This window comes from uncultured Olsenella sp. (genome assembly GCF_959602185.1).
GTDB classification, from domain to species: Bacteria; Actinomycetota; Coriobacteriia; order Coriobacteriales; family Atopobiaceae; genus Olsenella_I; species Olsenella_I phocaeensis.
The window spans coordinates 77,482-96,423 of the sequence record NZ_CAUGRZ010000002.1; the positions used below are offsets into that span (position 1 = coordinate 77,482).

Sequence of the window (18,942 nt, forward strand, 5' to 3'; positions counted from 1 at the left end):
ACGGGCCTGGCTGCCGCGCGGGACGGCGCGAAGCCGGGAAGAGTCTAGGCGTGCGATGTGGAAGGCGTGTTGAGGACGCTCGTCTGGACCCAGTCGCGCGCAAGTGTCACGCTGCCGTCCTCCTCCACGAGTAGGACGCGCGGCATCGTCCGGCTCAGGAAGAGGTGGATGCCCTCGGTGACGGAGTAGGCACCGAGGTTCCTCAGGGCCAGGACGTCCCCCATGCGCAGGTCGTCCATAGGGAGGCTGCGCACGAGCACGTCGGCGGTGGTGCAGAGGCTGCCGCAGAGGCTCCACTCGCGCGCGCCGGACGTCGCGGGGCCAAGCGGGGCGGGGCCCCCGGGCACCACTGCGCCTCCGCGCCCGGCAGCACTGAGGTCCTGGATCACGGGCAGCTTCATGCCCATCATCTGCCCCAGGTAGGTGACGTGGTTCATGCCACCATCCACGAAGGCGTAGTGGGTGCCCTCGTTGGACTTGAGGTCCACGATGCCCGTGAGGTAGCTGCCGCACTCGGTGGCGAAGAAGCGCCCCATCTCCACCGTGAGCTCGACCTTGCCGGCGACCCTTCGCAGGTCCTGGGCGATCTGGCGGGCGGGGGCAAGCGTGTCCTGGAAGTCCTCGCCCTCGAAGAGGGGCACGGCCAGGCCGGGCCCGTACTCGAGGCGTCGGGGGCGCCAGCCGTGGCCGCGTTCGAGTTCGTCGAGCAGATCCTCGAGCCTCTGCAGCTCGCGTGCCTGGTGCTTGAGCTTGCGGCGCTGGGTGCCCACGAAGTAGTGGATGCCCACAAGCTCCGCCGCGGGGAAGTTCTGGCGCTCGTCCACGATGGAGGTCAGGTCCTCGAGCGACATGCCAAACTGGCTGCCCCCGTTGAGCCTGAGCAGCACCGGGACGACCTTCCCCGCCTCCATGGCGCAGCGCTCGACCAGCTCGAACTGGAGGCGGGACTCCGCCGTGAAGACGCCCACGCCGTACGCGAGCGCCTCCCTCACGTCGTCCTCTCGCTTGCACACGCCGGAGTACACGATCGCCTGGGGGTCGATGCCCAGGGACTCGCAGATGCTGAGCTCGCCGGGGCTGCAGACCTCGAGCTTGAGGCCCTCCTCCGCCGCAGCTCGGGCGAGGAAGGGGTTGGCCTTGATGGAGTAGCAGAGTCCCACCTCGGGCCCGAAGGCCTCCCCCACCTCGCGCAGGCGCCGGCGGAAGGGGCCCAGCTCGAAGACGAAGCTCGGGGTGCCGAAGTCCCTGGCGAGCGAGAGGAGCTCGTCTCCCGTGGCGAAGCCCCCCTCGGGGGCGAGCTTGCTGTACTGCCGGCTCATCGGCGCGCTCCCATCTGCGCCAGCTCGGCGCGGTCTATCTTGCCGTTCTTGGTGAGGGGCATCTGGTCCAGGCGGCGGACCTGCCGCGGGACCATGTAGGGGGGCAGCCTCTTTCCCAGCGCGTCGAGGAGCTCGTCCTCCGTGGGGGCGCCCAGGTAGAAGAGGCGGATGCGCTTGCGGCGCGCGTCATAGACGCAGCAGGCGCGCTCCACACCCTCCACGGCCTGCGCCGTGGCCTCGATGTCTCCCAGCTCGATGCGCTGTCCCAGGTGCTTGATCTGGTGGTCCTTGCGCGAGGCGTAGACCAGGTTGCCGGCCTCGTCGTAGCGGGCGAGGTCGCCCGTGCGGTACACGGGCTCGAGCCAGCGACGGTTGAGGGGGCTCTGGACGAAGGCGGCGGCGGTCTTCTCCCCGTCGCCCAGGTATCCCAAGCCCAGGGCAGTGCCGCCCACGCAGACCTCGCCCTCGACGCCGGGGGACGTGACCTCTCCCCCGTCCTCGTCCAGCAGGAAGACGCGCTCGTTGGGGAAGGCGCGTCCCATGGGGATGACCTCGTCGTCCTGGTAGTCGCGCTCGACCTCGAAGTAGGTGCAGTTGCAGGTGATCTCGGTCGGGCCATAGAGGTTCACGAAGCGGGCGCCGGGAAGGAAGCTCCGCCAGACGCGCAGCTGCTTGGGGGGCATGACCTCGCCGGAGAAGAGGACGCGCCGCACCGTCCGGGGGACGCGGTAGTCGAAGCCGTGCATGATCGAGACGAAGCAGAGGGCGCTCACGGCCCACACCAGGGTGGTCACCTGGCCGTCCGACAGGTAGTCCATGAGGGTCGTGGGGTTGGAGAAGTAGGGCCGCGGGATGATGCGCAGGGTCGCCCCGCGGCAGAGGCTCGAGTAGATGTCCTTGACCGAGACGTCGAAGTCGAAGGGCGCCTGGTTGCCCAGGACGTCCTCCGCGTCAATCCCGAAGGTCTGGGTGAAGGTCGGGATGAAGTCGATGACCGAGCGGTGGGACACCACGACGCCCTTGGGCGTGCCCGTGCTGCCGCTGGTGAAGTTGACGTAGAGGGGGTCGACGTCGATTGCCGACGCGCGCACCGAGGCGAGCGCGTCGGCGTCCGCCCGCGGGAAGGCGAGTGCCTCGTCGACGAGGGCGACCCTCGTGCCCGTCCCCTCGAGGGCACGGCGCGCGGCCTCCTCGTTGGCGCGGTCGGTGAGGACCAGGGCGGGTTCCAGGGCCCGGCAGATCGCCTGGATGCGCCCGTCGGGCTGACGCACGTCGAGCACGGAGTAGAAGCCCCCGGCATACACGCCGCCCAGCATGCAGCAGAGGGCGTCCGTGCTCTTCTCGAGGTAGAGGGCGAGGGCCTGGCGCGGAGCCATGCCCTGTGCGACGAGCCAGCTCCCCGCCCGACGGGAGCGGTCGAGTAGCTCGGCGTAGCTCAGCTGGGAGTCGGGGTCGACCACGGCCAGCTTGTCAGGCCTGAGCGATGCCTGGCCCTCGAGCCATTCGAGCACGTTTCTCATGTTCCTGCCTTTCCCGCGCCGTCTCGGGTGCCATCCGCCTCGCGGACGTGCCAGGACGGCGCGACTAGTACGTGACCAGGATGTTGGAGCGACGGTCGAACTCCGCCGTGGAGCCCACGAGACGGGCGCGCACGTAGACGACCTTCTCCCCGTGGCCCGTGACGGGCAGGTCGAAGGTGGGGTCCTCGCTCCAGTCACGGACCAGCGCGGTGCCGTTGGAGCCCCTCTCGCCCACGTAGTACTGGTACTCGACCTTACGACCCAGGCCAGCGTAGGGTGTCGCCGTGACGCGAACCACACCGTCGCCGGGCTCCTCGTCGAGGGTCACCGCAGACAGCCTGTCTATGGAGCCGAGGTACTCGTCCCAACCGTCATACGAGTAGAAGTCGGACGTCACGTCCTGGTCCGTCTCAACGCGCGCGAGGAGCTCGCCAAAGGCCTTGGTGAAGCGCGCGGCGCCGTTGGCATTGAGGTGCTCGCCGTCCAGGAAGTCCGACTCGTCGGCCACGTATGCCGAGCCCCGGGCGAGGTTAAAGTCGAGGAAGCGGAAGCCCGCGTCCGTCACTACCTTTTGGGCGCGCGGCATCTGCTTGGGGTAGTAGTCGCCATAGCATAGCACGTTGAAGGTGGGGCATGGGGCGACGACCACCGTCAGCTCGACCCCGTTGCTGCGGCAGAGGTCGCAGATGCGGCGCAGCGCGTCGAGGGTGTCGTCGCGGAAGGGCTTCCTGCCGTACTGGGACGAGAAGAGCAGCTCCTTCGCGTTGGTGTAGTCGATCACGAAGTCGTAGTTGCCATAGCCCTTGCCCTGGTAGTGCCAGTTGGGGTCGCGCTGCTTGACCGCCTCGAGCTGCGTGGTGCCGCCCAGGCGCTGGCGCAGGTTCTGGCTCACGGCGCGCGGGCCCATGCCCACGCGGTTGAAGGTCCAGGGGAAGAGGAAGTTGAGCGACTGGCTGGTCCCCGCGAACTCGTGGCTGCTCATGAGCCCCCACAGGGCGCGGGCGCGGTATCCCAGCGGCTGTCCCTCGCAGCGGGCCAGGAGGTAGGCCATGCGGGCGTTGGGGTAGGAGCCCTCGGAGAAGCTCGCGTAGTCCACGCCCAGGATCGCCCGCTTCACGTGATGGTCGCGGATGGCCTGCTCTATGCCTATGTAGGAGTCCTCGAGCGACTGCGCCGACGAGGAGAGGCTGAAGGAGCTGGCGCCGAGGGTGCCGTCGAGCACCTGGAGGTCGAGGGAGCGCTCAGACACCGAGGAGCCCACGACGATGGTGTCTATGTCCTGGCCTGCCATGGAGCGGTACTCCGACCAGCGAACGGAGCTCAGGCTGCCATAGGGGTCGAGAAGCAGCGTGGCAAGGACGTTGGCGAGGGCGAGAAGGGCCAGGGTCACCAGGGTGCCGAGCGCTCGGCGAGCCCAGGCGCGACGGCGACCGGGGACGACGTCCGTGTCCATGGGCACCTCCCTCCCGCTAGAAGTTCGCATACATGAACCCTCCCGCGCCGCCGATCGAGAACGCGTACGAGGACGCGATGAGGAAGAGCAGGGCCACATAGGCGCAGGTCCTGACCAAGAGACCGCGCGAGAGCACTAGCTCGCGCACGTCATGCCCACGCTCCTCGACGAGGCTCACCGCGAAGATGGCCACGCAGCCTATGATCGCGATGTAGCTGACACCAAGCGGCCCCGCCGCCTTGGGCCCGAAGAGTTCGGCCAGGGTGGGCTTCATCAGCTGCGGCGCGAAGTTGAGGAAGGTTGCCCTCAAGCAGGTGAGGGAGTCGCCGAAGTCGTAGATGCGGTCGAAGTACCAGCCCAGGTTGACCACCAGGAAGGTGCGCAGGGTCGCCCAGACGCGCCAGAGACGGGGGTGGGAGTCGGCGCCGAGCGCCGTGCGCATGCGGGCGAAGGCCGGCGAGAACAGGTCCGCCGCAGCGATGACCAGGCCGTTGTAGAGGCCCCAGGCCACGTAATGGACCTCCGCGCCGTGCCAGACGCCCACGATGAGGAAGACCAGCACGTTGGCGCAGCAAGCCGGCAGCGTCCGCCCGAGGTGGCGTCCCAGCCTCTCTCCCGACCAGCGGCCGAGGGCCTTCATGGGACGAGTGAGGGCGAAGGGATAGAAGACGTAGTCGCGCATCCACGCGCCGAGCGAGACGTGCCAGCGCCTCCAGAAGTCGGCGAGCGAGACGGCGAAGTAGGGGCGCTTGAAGTTGGGGGCCATCCGCACGCCCAGGAGCTCCGAGGCGGCGAGCACCATGTCGATGCCGCCGGAGAAGTCGGCGTACTGCTGGACGGAGTAGAGCAGGATCCCGAGGACGACGACCGACCCGGGCATGCCCGCGTCTACGGACGAGAAGATGGCGTCAATCCTGCCAGAGAGGACGTTGGCAACGGCGTACTTCTTCATGGCGCCGAAGAGGAAGAGGAGGAGCGCCCGACGCGCGCGGTCCCAGTCGGCGCGGTTGCGACCCAGGAGCTGGGGGGCAAGATCTGCCCAACGGTTGATGGGACCCTGGATGAGCTGGGGAAAGTACGAGACGAAGAGCAGGTAGCGCGGGAGGCTGCGCTCCGCCTCCACCCTGCCGTTGTAGCAGTCGAGCAGGTAGCCCACGGCCTGGAAGGTGTAGAAGGAGATACCCAGGGGAAGCACCAGCCCCAGGCTCGAGGGCGAGGGGGCCGCGCCCGCCTGCCAGAGAATGACGTTCCAGTACTTGAGGTAGCCCAGCGCCCCCAGGCAGCAGGCGAGGGCCGCCAGGAGCACGACGCGACGCAGCCGAGCGAAGCGAGCCTTAATCTCCTTCTTCGCCGCCCGGTCGGGGGCGGCCTTGCGACGGTCGCGGCATTCGGCGTCAAGCCGGGCCAGGGCGAGGCCAGCCGCCCAGGTGACGGCCGCCGTGGCAATGACGAGCCAGAGCGTGGGAAGGCCGCCCATGAGGCAGTAGAAGCAGAGGCTGCCGGCAAGGAGCACGACCCACTGTCCCCGGCCGAGGATGCGGCCCACGCCAAAGTAGGTGACGGCGAGGGCGGCGAGGAAGAGGACGAAGTTGAGGGAATAGAGCTCCAAGCGGGCACCTCACCTTCCTTTCTTGCCCCGCGTCGTCTGACGGGGCATCCGAGGTGCTCGGCTGCCCGCGCTCAAGATAAAAACGTTTCAGCACTCCAACTGTGACAGGCGATCGGGCGAATGGCAGCGCCTACGGCGCGAAACCATCGAAATCGCCAAAATCCCCATATGCGGGCTGAACGAGGAGGGTTGATTGCGTCTGATCCTAGGACGGGGAGGACCTGCCAGGGCGCGCGCCACGAAGGGGCGTGCGGGATGTCCGGCCCTTGGACGGGGAGATGAGGACTACGCATTGCGCTTCCGGTGGCGGGCGCGTGGCCTCCTGGCCTTCGCGCTCCCCTCCATGATCGTGTGAACCGCCTCGCGGATGTTGGGAGGCGTGCGCTGGTAGAGGTCGGCGAACTCGAAGTAGCCGTCCTCGGCGAGGTAGCCGCGACGGGTGCCGCCGGCGGGGTCGCCACCGTCCTCGATGCCGAAGAGCTCGTTGGGCGTGCACGAGAGGACCCGGCAGACGTCCCAGACGTAGCGGGACTTCAGGCTGTTGCGACCCACCTCCCAGGCGTTGTAGGTCGACGGCCCGACGCCGAGCTCCGTGGCGACGTCGGCCTGGCTCTTGCCCGACCTCACCCTCAGCTCCTTGAGCCTCAGCCTTCGTTCCACCGTCCGTCTCCCATGCGCCGACCTGCCTGCATGGGGCCATTCTTTATGAGGACACGCCGGCCGAATATATGGACCATGTCGAAACGTCTGAGTTGGCCACCAATATCCACGTACCGTAGACTTTGTAATGCACGCGAAGGCAGAAACGAGCTTGAAACCCACGAACGGAGAGCCATGGATGACGAGAGGGACTTCACCGCCCCGGACCCGAGCCAACCGTACCGGTTGGACGGGACCGACAGGACCGTCACCTATGCGGAGATGACCGCAGAGATAGACCCCGAGCTCCTTCCCTGCAGCAACGCGGACCTGGAGCTTCTGCTCTCGCTCATGGGCGCGACGCCGGTGGAGAGGGGCTGAGACGCGGACGCCTGCGGGCGGCCACGGGCCCCAGCACGGGAACTGGAGTCATTCTCCCTCGAAATACGAGGCCGTACGCCTTCGAAAAGTGAGGCCATTCTCCCTCGAAAAGTGAGGCCATTCTCCCTCGAAAAGTGAGGCCATTCTCCCTCGAAAAGTGATGCTCCAAATGCTCAAAAAGTGAGATGCTAAGAAAACCGCAGGTAAAAGCTATCGAGCAGAGCACTAACGAGGAGGTCAACATGAGGCTGCAGCAGCTGCGCTACGTCATAGCCGTCGCCGAGGCGGGGTCGATCAACGCCGTCGCCCATGCGCTCTTCGTCTCGCAGTCGAGCCTTTCCGTCGCGATCAAGGAGCTCGAGGCCGAGATGGGCATCTCCATCTTCAACCGTTCGAGCCGCGGAATCTCGCTCACCAGCGAAGGCGTAGAGTTCCTGAGCTACGCCCGCCAGGTGGTGGAGCAGGCCGACCTCCTCCAGAGCCGCTACGCCGGCGACCGCACGAGCGCCTCACGGAGGCTCTCCGTCTCGTCCCAGCACTACGCCTTCGCGGTGAACGCCTTCATCGACTTCGTGTCCGAGCACGACGACGGCAGCTGCGAGTTCACCCTGCGCGAGACCCGCACCGCTGACGTAATCGAGGACGTCCGCGGCTTCAGGAGCGACCTTGGCATCCTCTACCTGGGCACCTCCAACGAACGCGCGCTGCAGCGGCGCTTCGACGAGGCGGGTCTCACCTTCACCTCGCTCTTCAAGGCACGTCCCCACGTCTTCGTCCACGAGGGCCACCCGCTCGCGCGGCTCGGCACGGTGCGGGTCAAGGACCTCGCGCGCTGGCCACGCTACACCTTCGAGCAGGGGCCCCAGAGCTCGCTCTTCTACTCCGAGGAGCCTCTGAGCACCCTGCCGCACGAGCGGCGCATCGTAGCCAGCGACCGCGCAACGATGACGAGCCTCCTGCGCGACTACGAGGGCTTCCTGGTGTCCACCGGCGTGAGGTCGGACGAGATGTACTCGCGCATCGTGTCGCTCCCGCTCGAGACCGACGAGGTCATGAACGTGGGCTACGTCGTCCACTCCGAACGGCGCCTGAGCGAGCTTGCGCGGACGTACATCAAGAAGCTGAACGCTCTGATCGTCGGCTTCGACGACCAGAGCGTCCTGGTCCCGTCCAAGGGCGCGCTCAGGGACAGGTGAGAGGGGCGGGCACGGGCGCCTAGCGGGCGGCGTCCTCCGCGACCTTGCGCGAGAGCACGAGCACGGCGAGCGACGCGAGCAGGAGCAACGCGGCCAGGACGAGCGCCACGAGCCTGCCGCCCATCTGCACGCAGGCCACGGCCAGCACGTTGGCCACGAGCAGAACCCAGGCCGACGCCTTCTGGTCTGCCACGCGACGGGGCGCGTTTGCCGCCCGGGCGAGGCGGGCGCCAAGGACGACGCTCACGACGCCCGAGACGAGCGCCACGAGCCCCAGGACGAACCCACCCAGCGGCGCGCTGCCGTTGGAGACGTCGCCCGGCAGCATGCCCAGCTCGAGGAGCACGCCCTCGGCCAAGGTCACCACACCCAAGAGCAGCACGGCTATGGAGAGGACCTTCAGGCCCTTCTGCGCTCCCATCATGAGGAGCTCCCTTCCCTCGCTTGGCCCCGACGTGCCGCCGAGGCCCCACGTTTCTCTCCCCCGATGATACCCAAGGGCCCGCCAGTCGCGACGCCGCGACCGCAGGCGAAGGCGCGCTGCGTTGCGGAGGGTGGCACGCAGGCGTAAAGTCAGCAAGGCGAGAGGACCTGCGTCCGTGCCTTGCTGGCCAGGAGGTGCCAGTCGGAGCGCCACGCGCCCGCGCCACGTCGGCACAGCACGTCCCTCTCGCCCCATGCCAACCGCCCCCGACGCGACCCGCGCGCCCCGCCCCCATCCCAGACTTGGAGCCCCATGCCCGCCGACCTCACCCCCACGCCCCAGGAGCCCTTGGACCAGAGGGACGTCGCCTCGTTGGGACAGCTCGTGCCCTGGCCGGACGACGAGCACTTCCCCGACATCCCCGCCGAGGACGCCCTCGAACTCTTCCTGGGCTGGGTCGAGTCGCGCGGCGTCACCCTCTGGGAGCATCAGGAGGAGGCCCTGCTCGACCTCGCGTCCGGCAGCCACGTGATCCTGGGCACGCCAACGGGCTCGGGCAAGTCCATGGTCGCCCTGGGCCTCTGCTTCATGGCCATGTGCACCGACCGCCGCAGCTACTACACCGCACCCATCAAGGCCCTGGTGAGCGAGAAGTTCTTCGACATGGTCGAGCTGCTGGGCAGGGACAACGTGGGCATGGTCACCGGCGACGTCACCATCAACCCCGCCGCGCCCGTCGTGTGCTGCACGGCCGAGATCCTGGCCAACCTCGCGCTCTCGGAGGGCGCCCGCGCCGACGTGGGCTGCGTCGCCATGGACGAGTTCCACTTCTTCGGCGACCGCGACCGCGGCTGGGCCTGGCAGGTCCCCCTGCTCACCCTCCCCCACGTGCAGTTCCTCCTGATGAGCGCCACCCTGGGCGACGTCAGCGCCATCGCCGCCTCGCTCGAGGGGCACACGGAGCGCGCCTGCGAGCTCGTGCTGGACGCCGAGCGACCCGTGCCCCTGGAGTACCGCTTCGTGGACACGGGACTCGAGGGCACGGTCGAGCTTGCCCTGAAGGACGGCGACGCCCCCCTCTACGTCGTGCACTTCTCGCAGGACAGCGCCCTCGCCAGCGCGCAGTCGCTCGCGAGCTACGGCGTGAGCACCCACGAGCAGCGCGACGCCATCAAGGAGGCCGTCAAGGGCACGCGCTTCACCACCACCTTTGGCAAGACCCTGCGTCGCCTGCTCCTCTCGGGCGTGGGCGTGCACCACGCGGGCATGCTCCCCCGCTACCGCCTCCTGGTGGAGAAGCTCGCCCAGCAGGGGCTCCTTCCCGTCATCTGCGGGACCGACACCCTGGGCGTGGGCATCAACGTGCCCATCCACACCGTCCTCCTCACCGCGCTCAGCAAGTTCGACGGAAGGCGCATGCGCAGGCTCTCGGCCCGCGAGTTCCACCAGATCGCCGGGCGCGCGGGCAGATCGGGCTTCGACACGGAGGGCCTGGTCATCGCCCAGGCGACCGAGTACGAGATAGAGAACGCCCGCGCCCTGGCCAAGGCCGGTGGCGACCCCAAGAAGGCTCGCAAGATCAAGACCAAGAAGCCGCCCGAGGGCTTCGTGGGGTGGAACAGGCAGACCTTCGAGCGGCTCGTCGAGGCCACGCCCGAGACCCTGCGTCCCCACATGAAGGTCACCCACTCCATGGTGCTGGGCGAGGTGGAGCAGGGCGGCGACGCACATGAGCGCGTGATGCGCCTCGTGGAGGACTCCCAGCAGACCGAGGAGCAGAAGCTGCGCCTGCGCGTCCGCGCGGACGAGATCTTCGCGACCCTGATCGACGCCGGCGTGGTGTCGCGCGAGGAGGCCACGGACGGAAGCCTCGCCTTCGACGGAAGCCCGTCGGCGAGCTACGCCCTCACCGTCGACCTGCCCGAGGACTTCGCCCTGGACCAGCCGCTCTCGCCCTTCCTGCTCGCGTCGCTCGAGCTCCTGGACCCCGAGTCGCCCGACTACGCGCTCGACCTCATCAGCATGGTGGAGGCGACGCTCGAGGACCCGCGCCAGATACTGCGCGTCCAGGAGCGCCATGCCCGCGACGAGGCGATGGCGCAGATGAAGGCCGACGGCATCGACTACGACGAGCGGATTGACCGCATCCAGGAGGTCAGCTATCCCAAGCCCCTCGAGGAGCTGCTTGGGGAGGCCTTCGCGCGCTACTGCGAGCAGGTGCCTTGGGCGCGTGACTTCGAGCTGTCACCCAAGAGCGTGCTGCGCGACATGGTCGAGACCGCGAGCGACTTCAAGGGCTACGTGGCCCGCTATGGCATCGCCCGGAGCGAGGGGACGCTGCTGCGCTACCTGAGCGACGCCTACCGCGTGCTGAGCCGCACGGTCCCCGCGTCGAAGCTGGACGAGAGGCTCGAAGAGGTCGTGGACTGGCTGGGCCTGGTGGTGCGCACCGTGGACTCGAGCCTCGTGGACGAGTGGTCCGGCCTGGGATCGCGGGACGAGGACGGGCTGGACGCCGCGGCGCCACAGGAAGCGGACGTCGTCGTGCGCGACCGGCGCGGCCTCACGCTCTTGGTGCGCAACGCCCTCTGGAGGCGCGTGCGGGCGGCGGCGGTGCGCGACGCTACGACCCTGGGCGCGATGGACGAGGAGTGGGGTTGGCGAGAGAGGCGCTGGCAGGCGGCGCTGGGCGAGCTCTTCGGGGAGCACGACGAGATCCTGCTGGACGGGGACGCCAGGAGCTCGGCCTACCTCTGGGTCGACGAGGCGGACGAGCGCGAGGGGCACGTCTGGCACGTAAGGCAGATGTTCCATGACGCGGACGGCGACGACGACTTCGGCATCGCCGCGGACGTGGACCTGGACGAGACGCAGGCCGAGGGCAGCGTCGTCTTCGCCAGCTACCGCGTCGGCTTCGTCGAGGACCTGCGGGCCTAGGCCTAGGCCTCTGCCCCTCTCCCCTCCCCCCCCCTCGCGAGTGCGCAATCTGAAAGCTTCAGTTTGCGCACTCGAGGCTTCTCTCGCCTGCATTTGCCCAGGAAAGTGAGAAAGAACCCTGCCGAGTGCGCAATTTGACTCATTCAGTTTGCGCACTCGGGCTGCAGGGCACTCTGACTAGGCTGGCATCTACCCTCGAGTGCGCAAATCAGTACGTTCAGCTTGCGCACTCGGGCGGACGACGGCCACGGGGGAGCAGCCGTCGGAGGAGAATCCTGCGCCGGGCACGCAGCTCGGGGTCCCCGAGCAGGTCAAGTCGCTCTCGCGCAAGCCGCTTCCCCATGTGCCTCGACGAAGACGAAATCACTCGAGCCAGAAGCGTCTCAGCAGCCGCAGGCGTGCGCAAGTCATCGAAGACAATGGGGCAGGCGACGATGCCAAGTGCCGCGTAGTCCTGCATCCTACGAACGTCCTCCCTTCGCTGCTCCGCCAGGTCATGCCATTCCCCGCTGTCATACTCAAGTGCGAGCTCCAGGCCAGGGAAGTACAGGTCGGGCCTGAGCCTCCGGTGTTGGACTCCCCTTCCAGACGGCCCGAGGTCCAAAGGCTGGTTGACCAGGGGCTTCTCGAGACCGATGCCACCCAGCTCTGGCGGAAGGCTCAGGAGCAGGGCGAGAAGCGACTCCATCGGGGACGCGGCACTCTCCACTGCCAGATGCGCGGCCTGCCTTGCCAGCGCAACGCCCCGCATGCGCGAGCAGCCAGCCAAGAAGCCAGAGAAGTCCTCGAGGCGCTGGAGTGGCCTGAGCCCATACGTACAGGCTCCCCGCAAGGGGTCCCGTGGGTCCCTGCCGTAGCTGCCGCACATCTCGTTTGTGAACTCCGTTAGGTCGACGAGGGCGGCAAAGTCCTCAAGGATGCCCCTTCGGATGCGCCTCTGCCGGTCTCGGGCAAGCTGCAAGAGGCTGAGCTGGGGAACGTCTATCGCAAACCCATGCGTCCCAGGCTTCAGAAGCGGGGACGACAGGCCCAGGAAGGCGGTCGCGGGAAACTCGACCGAACACATGTCACTTGCCACGAGACGATGCCGAACCCTATGCCCCGGGTCCGGGGCATGAAGGCGCAATGGATGCGCTGCATTGATGGCGAGAAGACCAGAGAGCCGGTCGACCGCGACGTCACCCAGGCGCTCGTAGGGGCATGCCGACCTCCTCACTCGCCGCAAGCCCGTTGGCGCGACCGTGACCTGATTGTCAATCCTGCTTCTGCGCAGCAATTCCAGGGAGCTGCCGCCCGACACGAAGATATCCATGCGGCGAGACTAGCAACGCAAGCTCGTAGGTACCTCGTTGGCAGCTTGCCGCAGACTGCCAGCAGATTGGGGTTGATGTATGCAAGCCTCGTTTGCGCAGTTCAGCCATGACACCAACCTGCAGCTAACGCTTAAGTTGCCTGCCGTCGAACCGACGTGGGAACACACTCGTCACAGAAAGCCCACGGACTACCCCGCTTGGACAAGCTCCGCGCTTCCTCATCCCGCTTGCCCCTCTCTCCGCTCGCCTCTTTCCTCTCCCCGTGTCTCCTCTCGCGAGTGCGCAATCTGAATGCCTCGAATTGCGCACTCAACACAATTAAGCAGCATGTTTGCCCAGGAAAGGAGGAGGCATGGGTAGTCGAATGCGCAATCTGAAGCTTTAAGTTTGTGCACTCGCGAGGGGGAGGGAGAGAAAAATGGCGAGAGGAGCGCCTGGCCTTCGCCGCAGCGTCCCTCTCGCCTGGAAGTACCTCTTGGCGGAAGCCGGACCGCCGCAGCGACATCGTCTCCTGCCGTGCAGACGCCCCGCCTCCTGCCGCGCGGGTGGCTGCCCCCCTGCCCCACGTCCACCTTCTGCGTGGCTACCTCGTGTCCGCCTTCTGCGTAGCTACCTCGTGCTCTCCTGCTCCCTTACCTCACGCCTGCCTTGCGCTTGGCACGCTCGATCTCGGCCAGCTGCTCGGGGGACAGCCTGATTCCGTGCACCGCCGCGCTCTCCGCGCGCTCGTCCACGATGCGGTCGGTGTAGCTACGCTGGTAGCGGGTCTCGTCCACATAGGGCGCCACCACGCGCTCGGTGGGGTCGTCGGGATTCTGGACCCTGAACGCCCCGCCGTTCCTGAAGTTCTCCTTCGCCACCGAGATCATCAGCTTGATGCGGTTGAGCTGGTTGACCTCCGACGCACCGGGGTCGTAGTCGACGGCCACGATGTTGGACTCCGGGTGCATCTGGCGCAGCCTCTTGATGACCGACTTGCCCACGACGTGGTTGGGCAAGCAGGCGAAGGGCGAGGCGCAGACGATGTTGGGGGTGCCGCTCTCGATGAGGTCCACCATCTCGGCCGTGAGCAGCCAGCCCTCGCCCATGGTGTTGCAGAGCGAGAGGACCTGCTTGGCCTTGGCGGCGAGCTCGAAGATGTCGATGTAGGGCTCGAAGCGCTCGGACCTCTCGAGCATGCGGTTGATCGGCGCGCGCATGCCCTCGATCAGCTTGATGCCCGCACCGTGCGTGAGGCGGCTCGTCGCCTTGGTGCCCAGCTCGTCCCTCATGTTGATCTGGTTCGAGGTGCCGAAGAGGAAGAAGTCCACGAGGCCCGGGACGTCGGCCTCGCAGCCCTCGCCCTCGATCACGTCCACGACCTGGTTGTTGGCCGTGGGGTGGAACTTGACGAGGATCTCCCCCACGACGCCGACGCGCGGCTTGCTGCGGTCGTCCACCAGGGGCAGGGCGTCGAAGCGGTCGACGGTGTCCTGGCAGAGGCGGTAGAAGCTCTTGCGGTCGGTGCGGCAGATCAGCGCCTTGGCACGGCTCATGAAGTGGTCGAAGAGCCTGTTGGCGGCACCGGCCTCGGCCTCGTAGGGACGGGTGCGGTACAGGAGCTTCATCAGCAGGTCGCCGTAGAGCAGGCCGTAGACTGCCTTCACGATGAGGCCGGGCCTCAGGATCTGGAAGCCGGGGTTGTCCTCGTCGAGCCCTCCTGCGACGGAGAGCGAGATCACGGGGACGTCCTCATGCCCGGAGTCCTTCAGGGCCTTGCGAATGAGCGCGATGTAGTTGGTCGCGCGGCAGCCGCCGCCGGTCTGCGAGATGAGCACGGCCGTGCGGGACAGGTCGTACTTGCCCGAGAGCACCGCCTCCATGATCTGGCCCGTGACCAGGATCGAGGGGTAGCAGATGTCGTTGTTTACGTACTTGAGCCCCGTGTCCACGGCCTTGTGGTCGACGGAGGGCAGGAGCACCACGTTGTAACCCTCGGAGCGCAGGAGCTCCTCCACGATCTCGAAATGGATGGGCGACATCTGCGGTGCCAGGATGGTGTAGCCCTCGGCCTGCATCTGCTTGGTGTAGCGCACCTTCTTGACCGCGGCGCTCTTTGCCTCGCGGTACACCGGGGTGCGACGGCTGAGATCGGTCTGGCGCGCGTGCTCCAGCGAGCCATCTGCCAGGCGCACGCCGACGGGGGCCGCCTCGCCGGCGACGCCGGCCGCGGTCTGGCGCTCGAGCTCGGCGCGCTGCTCCTTGAGCGCGGCCATGAGCGAGCGCACGCGGATGCGGGCGGCGCCCAGGTTGCTCACCTCGTCGATCTTGAGCACGGTGTAGATCTTGCCCGAGGCCTCCAGGATCTCCTGCACCTGGTCGGTGGTGAGGGCGTCCAGGCCGCAGCCGAAGCTGTTGAGCTGGATGAGGTCGAGGTCGTTGCGGCTGGCCACGAAGCGGGCGGCGCGGTACAGGCGGCTGTGGTACATCCACTGGTCGACCACGCGGATGGGCCGCTCGGGCTGCATCTTGTGGGCGACGGAGTCCTCGGTGAGAACCGCGAACCCAAAGGAGTGCAGGAGCTCCGGGATGGCGTGGTTGATCTCGGGGTCGTTGTGGTAGGGGCGGCCCGCCAGGACGATGCCGTGTGCGTCGTTGTCCTCGATCCACTGCAGGACCTCGTCGCCCAGGCGGTGCATCTGGTCCTTGAAGGCCAGGTCCTCCTCCCACGCCGCGTTGACGGCGGCGTCTATCTCCTGGCGCGTGATCGCCTCTCCCCTGAAGCGGCCCTTGCCGGCGCGTACGTCCTCGGCCCTCTGGACGGCGATGAGCTCGTACAGGCGGCGCTTGAGCTCGCGCTTGTCGTCGTAGGGGATGAAGGGCGCCAGGTACTCGACCTTGTCGGAGGCGAGCTCGTCCACGTTGAGCTCCAGCGCCTGCGGATAGCTCATGACGATGGGGCAGTTGTAGTGGTTGGTGGCGCTGCCGTCCTCGGTGCGCTCCCAGCGGATGCAGGGCATCCAGATGAAGTCCGGGTCCTTGGCCAGGAGGTTCATGACGTGGCCGTGGCTCAGCTTGGCCGGGTAGCAGACGGACTCGGAGGGCATGGACTCGATGCCCGCCTCGTAGGTCCTCTTGGTGGTCTGGTCGCTCAGCACGACCGAGAAGCCGAGCTCGGTGAAGAAGCGGTGCCAGAAGGGGTAGTTCTCGTACATGTTGAGCGCGCGGGGGATGCCCACCGTGCCGCGGGGCGCCTCGTCGGGCGCAAGCCCCTTGCGGTCGAAGAGCAGCTTGTTCTTGGTGGCGAAGAGGTTGGGAGCCTTGCTCTGCTCCCTCTTTGACTTGCCCGCGCCCTTCTCGCAGCGGTTGCCCGTGACGAAGCGGTGGCCCCCGCCGAAGTCGTTGATGGTGAGCTGGCAGTTGTTGGAGCAGCGGCCGCAGTGGGTCTGGATGCGCTTGACCTCGAGGGTGTCGATGGCGACGCGCGGCAGCAGTGTGGAGGTGCCGCTCGCACCGGCGCGGTCACGGGCCAGGAGAGCCGCACCGTAGGCGCCCATGACGCCGGCGATGTCGGGGCGGATCACGTCGCGGCCGGTGAGCAGCTCGAAGGCGCGCAGGGTGGCGTCGCTCATGAAGGTGCCGCCCTGGACCACGACGTACTTGCCAATCTGGTCGTAGTCGCGCAGCTTGATGACCTTGAACAGGGCGTTCTTAATCACGGAGTACGAGAGGCCCGCGGCCACGTCGCCGATGGTCGCCCCCTCCTTCTGGGCCTGCTTCACGCGGGAGTTCATGAAGACGGTGCAGCGGCTGCCCAGGTCGATGGGCCTCTCTCCCCCGACTGCTGCCTTGGCGAACTCCTGCACGGTCATGCCCATGGAGTCGGCGAAGTTGGCGATGAAGGAGCCGCAGCCGGCCGAGCACGCCTCGTTGAGCATGATGTGCTCGATGACGCCGCCCTTGACCTGCAGGCACTTCATGTCCTGGCCGCCGATGTCCAGGATGAACTCGACGTCGGGCACGAAGGCCTTGGCACCACGCAGGTGCGCCACGGTCTCGATCTCTCCGGAGTCGGCGCGCAGGGCCTCGATGAGGATGCCCTCGCCGTAGCCGGTGGTGGTCACGTGCCCGATGGCGCAGTCCTCGGGCAGGTGGTCGTAGATGTCGTCCATGATCTTGCGGGCGGTGCCCAGGATGTCGCCGTTGTTGTTGTCGTACCAGGTGTAGAGGAGCTGTCCGGCCTCGCCCACGACGGCCGCCTTCATGGTGGTGGAACCGGCGTCGATGCCTATGAACACGCGACCGTGGTAGTCCTCGAGCCGTCCCTTGGGCACGACCTGCTTGTCGTGACGCTCCTTGAAGGCGCGATAGTCGTCCTCGGTGGCGAAGAGCGGGTCGAGGCGCGCGACCTCGGAGCCCTGGGTGCCCTTGAGGCTGGCAAGGGCGTCGACGACCTCGCTGAAGGTGACGTGCTTGTCGGACTCCCCGGCGAGGGCGGCACCCGTCGCCACGAAGAGGTGGGCGTTGGCGGGGATGACGCGGTGCTCCTCGTCCAAGTGCAGCGTCTCGTAGAAGCGCTTGCGCAGCTCGGAGAGGTACTGCAGGGGCCCGCCCAGGAAGGCCACGTAGCCGCGGATGGGGTGCCCGCAGGCGAGGCCCGACACGGTCTGGTTGGCCACGGCCTGGAAGATGGAGGCGGCCACGTCCGCGGGGGCGGCGCCCTCGTTGAGCAGCGGCTGCACGTCTGACTTGGCGAAGACGCCGCAGCGGCTCGCGATGGGGTAGATGTGCGTGGCCTCCTTGGCCATCTGGTTGAGGCCCGAGGCGTCCGTGCGCATGAGCGAGGCCATCTGGTCGATGAAGGCACCCGTTCCACCGGCGCAGGTGCCGTTCATGCGCTGCTCGATGCCGTTGTCGAAGTAGATGATCTTGGCGTCCTCACCGCCCAGCTCGATGGCGCAGTCGGTCTGGGGGATGAGGGCCTCGACCGCGCGCTTCGAGGCGATGACCTCCTGCACGAACTCGAGGTCGAGCCACCTGGCGAGCAGCATGCCGCCGGAGCCGGTGATGGACACGCGCATGGAGGGGTCGCCGATGACCGAGCGGGCTCGCTCGAAGAGGGCCTTCGCGGTGGCTCGCACGTCGGTGTGGTGACGTTCGTAGTTCGCGTAGACCAGGTGGTTGCGGGCGTCGATGACGGCGAGCTTGACCGTGGTGGAGCCCACGTCGATGCCCAGCCTGAGCTCGGCGTGCCCCAGGTCGACGGGGTTGGCGGGGCTAAGCTCCGCCCCCTGCTGCCTCAGCTCCACTCCCTGCGTGGCCTCTGTCTGCGCCGCGTTGGAACCTGCGTGGTTAGTCATCGCTTGTCTCCTTAATTCCAAGAAGGGAGAGGCCCAGGGCGTCGACGTCGAACTGCAGCGACTTGCCGTAGAGGTCTCCGGGCCTGACGAACAGGAGAGCGGTCATGACGCGCGCCATGTCGCCCACGTCCTCGCGCATCCCCGCCGAGAGCCAGCGCGCGAGGACGCCGACCTCGGCCGAGATGACGAAGGTGAGGTAGTAGTCGAAGAAGGGGATGGCGCGCAGGTCCAGCCCGTCGAGCGCACGGTCCTGTACCACCTCGCGCACCATGAGCTTGATGCGCTCGGCGAAGGCAGGGTCTCCCCCCTCGCCCAGAAGGGGGCTCAGGTAGGGGCGGGACCTGAAGTACTCGAGGAGCCCCACCGCGCCGGGAGCCGGCTCGAGCCGGGCGATGACCCTCTGGAGCTCGTCCAGGTTGACGGCGGAGAGCCGTGCGACGCGGCTCCTGAGCTCGTCGATGGTCCGCTCCTCGAGCGAGGACACGAGGTCGGGGATGTCCCGGTAGTGGGAGTAGAAGGTGCGCCTCGTGATGCCTGCGCGGTCCGAGACGGCGGTGACCGTGACCTGGGAGAGGTCGCCCGTCACCTCGATCTCTTCCGCGAGGGCGTCGCGCAGGGCACGCCTCGTGCGCACGACGCGTCGGTCGGCGCTCGCCGCCGTGGCGGCGCTCTTCTGGCGAGGGGCCTGTCGCATGCCGCGACTCCTTCCCTGTTGGCAGTCACTTCGCACCCTGTGAAGTATGTTACAGCGTGGGAATTATTGCACAAGGCGAGAAGTATCACCAGACGAGAGTGACGGGCGCACGTCGCTC

General features: G+C 67.5%; 12 protein-coding genes. 3 read left to right on the forward strand and 9 right to left on the reverse strand.

Annotated features, from left to right (window positions below; all coding sequences use genetic code 11):
- Window positions 1-44 precede the first annotated feature (44 nt).
- From Q5923_RS02180 to Q5923_RS02200, 5 genes are all read right to left on the reverse strand, one after another.
- On the reverse strand, window positions 45-1,319 hold the full coding sequence (locus Q5923_RS02180; RefSeq protein ID WP_009279590.1) for an alanine racemase: 1,275 nt from the start codon (window positions 1,317-1,319) through the stop codon (window positions 45-47).
- A complete protein-coding gene (locus Q5923_RS02185) occupies window positions 1,316-2,839 on the reverse strand; it encodes an amino acid adenylation domain-containing protein (RefSeq protein ID WP_303131848.1) in 1,524 nt (507 codons plus the stop codon). Before Q5923_RS02185 ends, Q5923_RS02180 begins: the two co-directional genes overlap by 4 nt.
- Window positions 2,840-2,903: 64 nt before the next feature.
- Window positions 2,904-4,292, reverse strand: a complete 1,389-nt coding sequence (locus Q5923_RS02190) for a hypothetical protein (protein WP_303131850.1) — start codon at window positions 4,290-4,292, stop codon at window positions 2,904-2,906.
- 16 nt (window positions 4,293-4,308) lie between these two features.
- Window positions 4,309-5,901, reverse strand: coding sequence for an MBOAT family protein (locus tag Q5923_RS02195; protein ID WP_303131851.1), 1,593 nt, complete (start codon window positions 5,899-5,901; stop codon window positions 4,309-4,311).
- A gap of 285 nt (window positions 5,902-6,186) precedes the next feature.
- Window positions 6,187-6,561 (reverse strand): helix-turn-helix transcriptional regulator, encoded by a 375-nt coding sequence (locus tag Q5923_RS02200; protein ID WP_009279594.1) that lies wholly within the window; start codon window positions 6,559-6,561, stop codon window positions 6,187-6,189.
- A 174-nt stretch (window positions 6,562-6,735) separates the two neighbouring features.
- Here Q5923_RS02200 and Q5923_RS02205 point away from each other — a divergent pair, with 174 nt between their 5' ends.
- Both Q5923_RS02205 and Q5923_RS02210 read left to right on the forward strand, forming a co-directional pair.
- Window positions 6,736-6,921 carry a hypothetical protein gene (locus tag Q5923_RS02205; protein ID WP_009279595.1) on the forward strand — a complete coding sequence of 62 codons (186 nt, stop codon included), beginning with the start codon at window positions 6,736-6,738 and terminating at the stop codon, window positions 6,919-6,921.
- A gap of 242 nt (window positions 6,922-7,163) precedes the next feature.
- Complete coding sequence (locus Q5923_RS02210; protein ID WP_303131853.1) at window positions 7,164-8,117, forward strand: LysR family transcriptional regulator; 954 nt, start codon at window positions 7,164-7,166, stop codon at window positions 8,115-8,117.
- Window positions 8,118-8,136: 19 nt separating this feature from the next.
- Here Q5923_RS02210 and Q5923_RS02215 read toward each other — a convergent pair whose 3' ends face one another.
- Complete coding sequence (locus Q5923_RS02215; RefSeq protein WP_009279597.1) at window positions 8,137-8,541, reverse strand: hypothetical protein; 405 nt, start codon at window positions 8,539-8,541, stop codon at window positions 8,137-8,139.
- A gap of 312 nt (window positions 8,542-8,853) precedes the next feature.
- Here Q5923_RS02215 and Q5923_RS02220 point away from each other — a divergent pair, with 312 nt between their 5' ends.
- Window positions 8,854-11,478 (forward strand): RNA helicase, encoded by a 2,625-nt coding sequence (locus Q5923_RS02220; protein ID WP_303131856.1) that lies wholly within the window; start codon window positions 8,854-8,856, stop codon window positions 11,476-11,478.
- A 217-nt stretch (window positions 11,479-11,695) separates the two neighbouring features.
- Here Q5923_RS02220 and Q5923_RS02225 read toward each other — a convergent pair whose 3' ends face one another.
- The 3 genes from Q5923_RS02225 to Q5923_RS02235 all read right to left on the reverse strand — a co-directional run bounded on the left by Q5923_RS02225 (window position 11,696) and on the right by Q5923_RS02235 (window position 18,824).
- Window positions 11,696-12,544, reverse strand: a complete 849-nt coding sequence (locus Q5923_RS02225) for a hypothetical protein (protein WP_303131858.1) — start codon at window positions 12,542-12,544, stop codon at window positions 11,696-11,698.
- 879 nt (window positions 12,545-13,423) lie between these two features.
- Complete coding sequence (locus Q5923_RS02230; protein WP_303131860.1) at window positions 13,424-18,130, reverse strand: 2-hydroxyacyl-CoA dehydratase; 4,707 nt, start codon at window positions 18,128-18,130, stop codon at window positions 13,424-13,426.
- Window positions 18,123-18,824: a TetR/AcrR family transcriptional regulator gene (locus Q5923_RS02235; protein WP_009279601.1), complete on the reverse strand. Its 702-nt coding sequence runs from the start codon at window positions 18,822-18,824 to the stop codon at window positions 18,123-18,125. The genes Q5923_RS02230 and Q5923_RS02235 overlap by 8 nt, the downstream gene beginning before the upstream one ends.
- Between the last annotated feature and the right edge of the window lie 118 nt (window positions 18,825-18,942).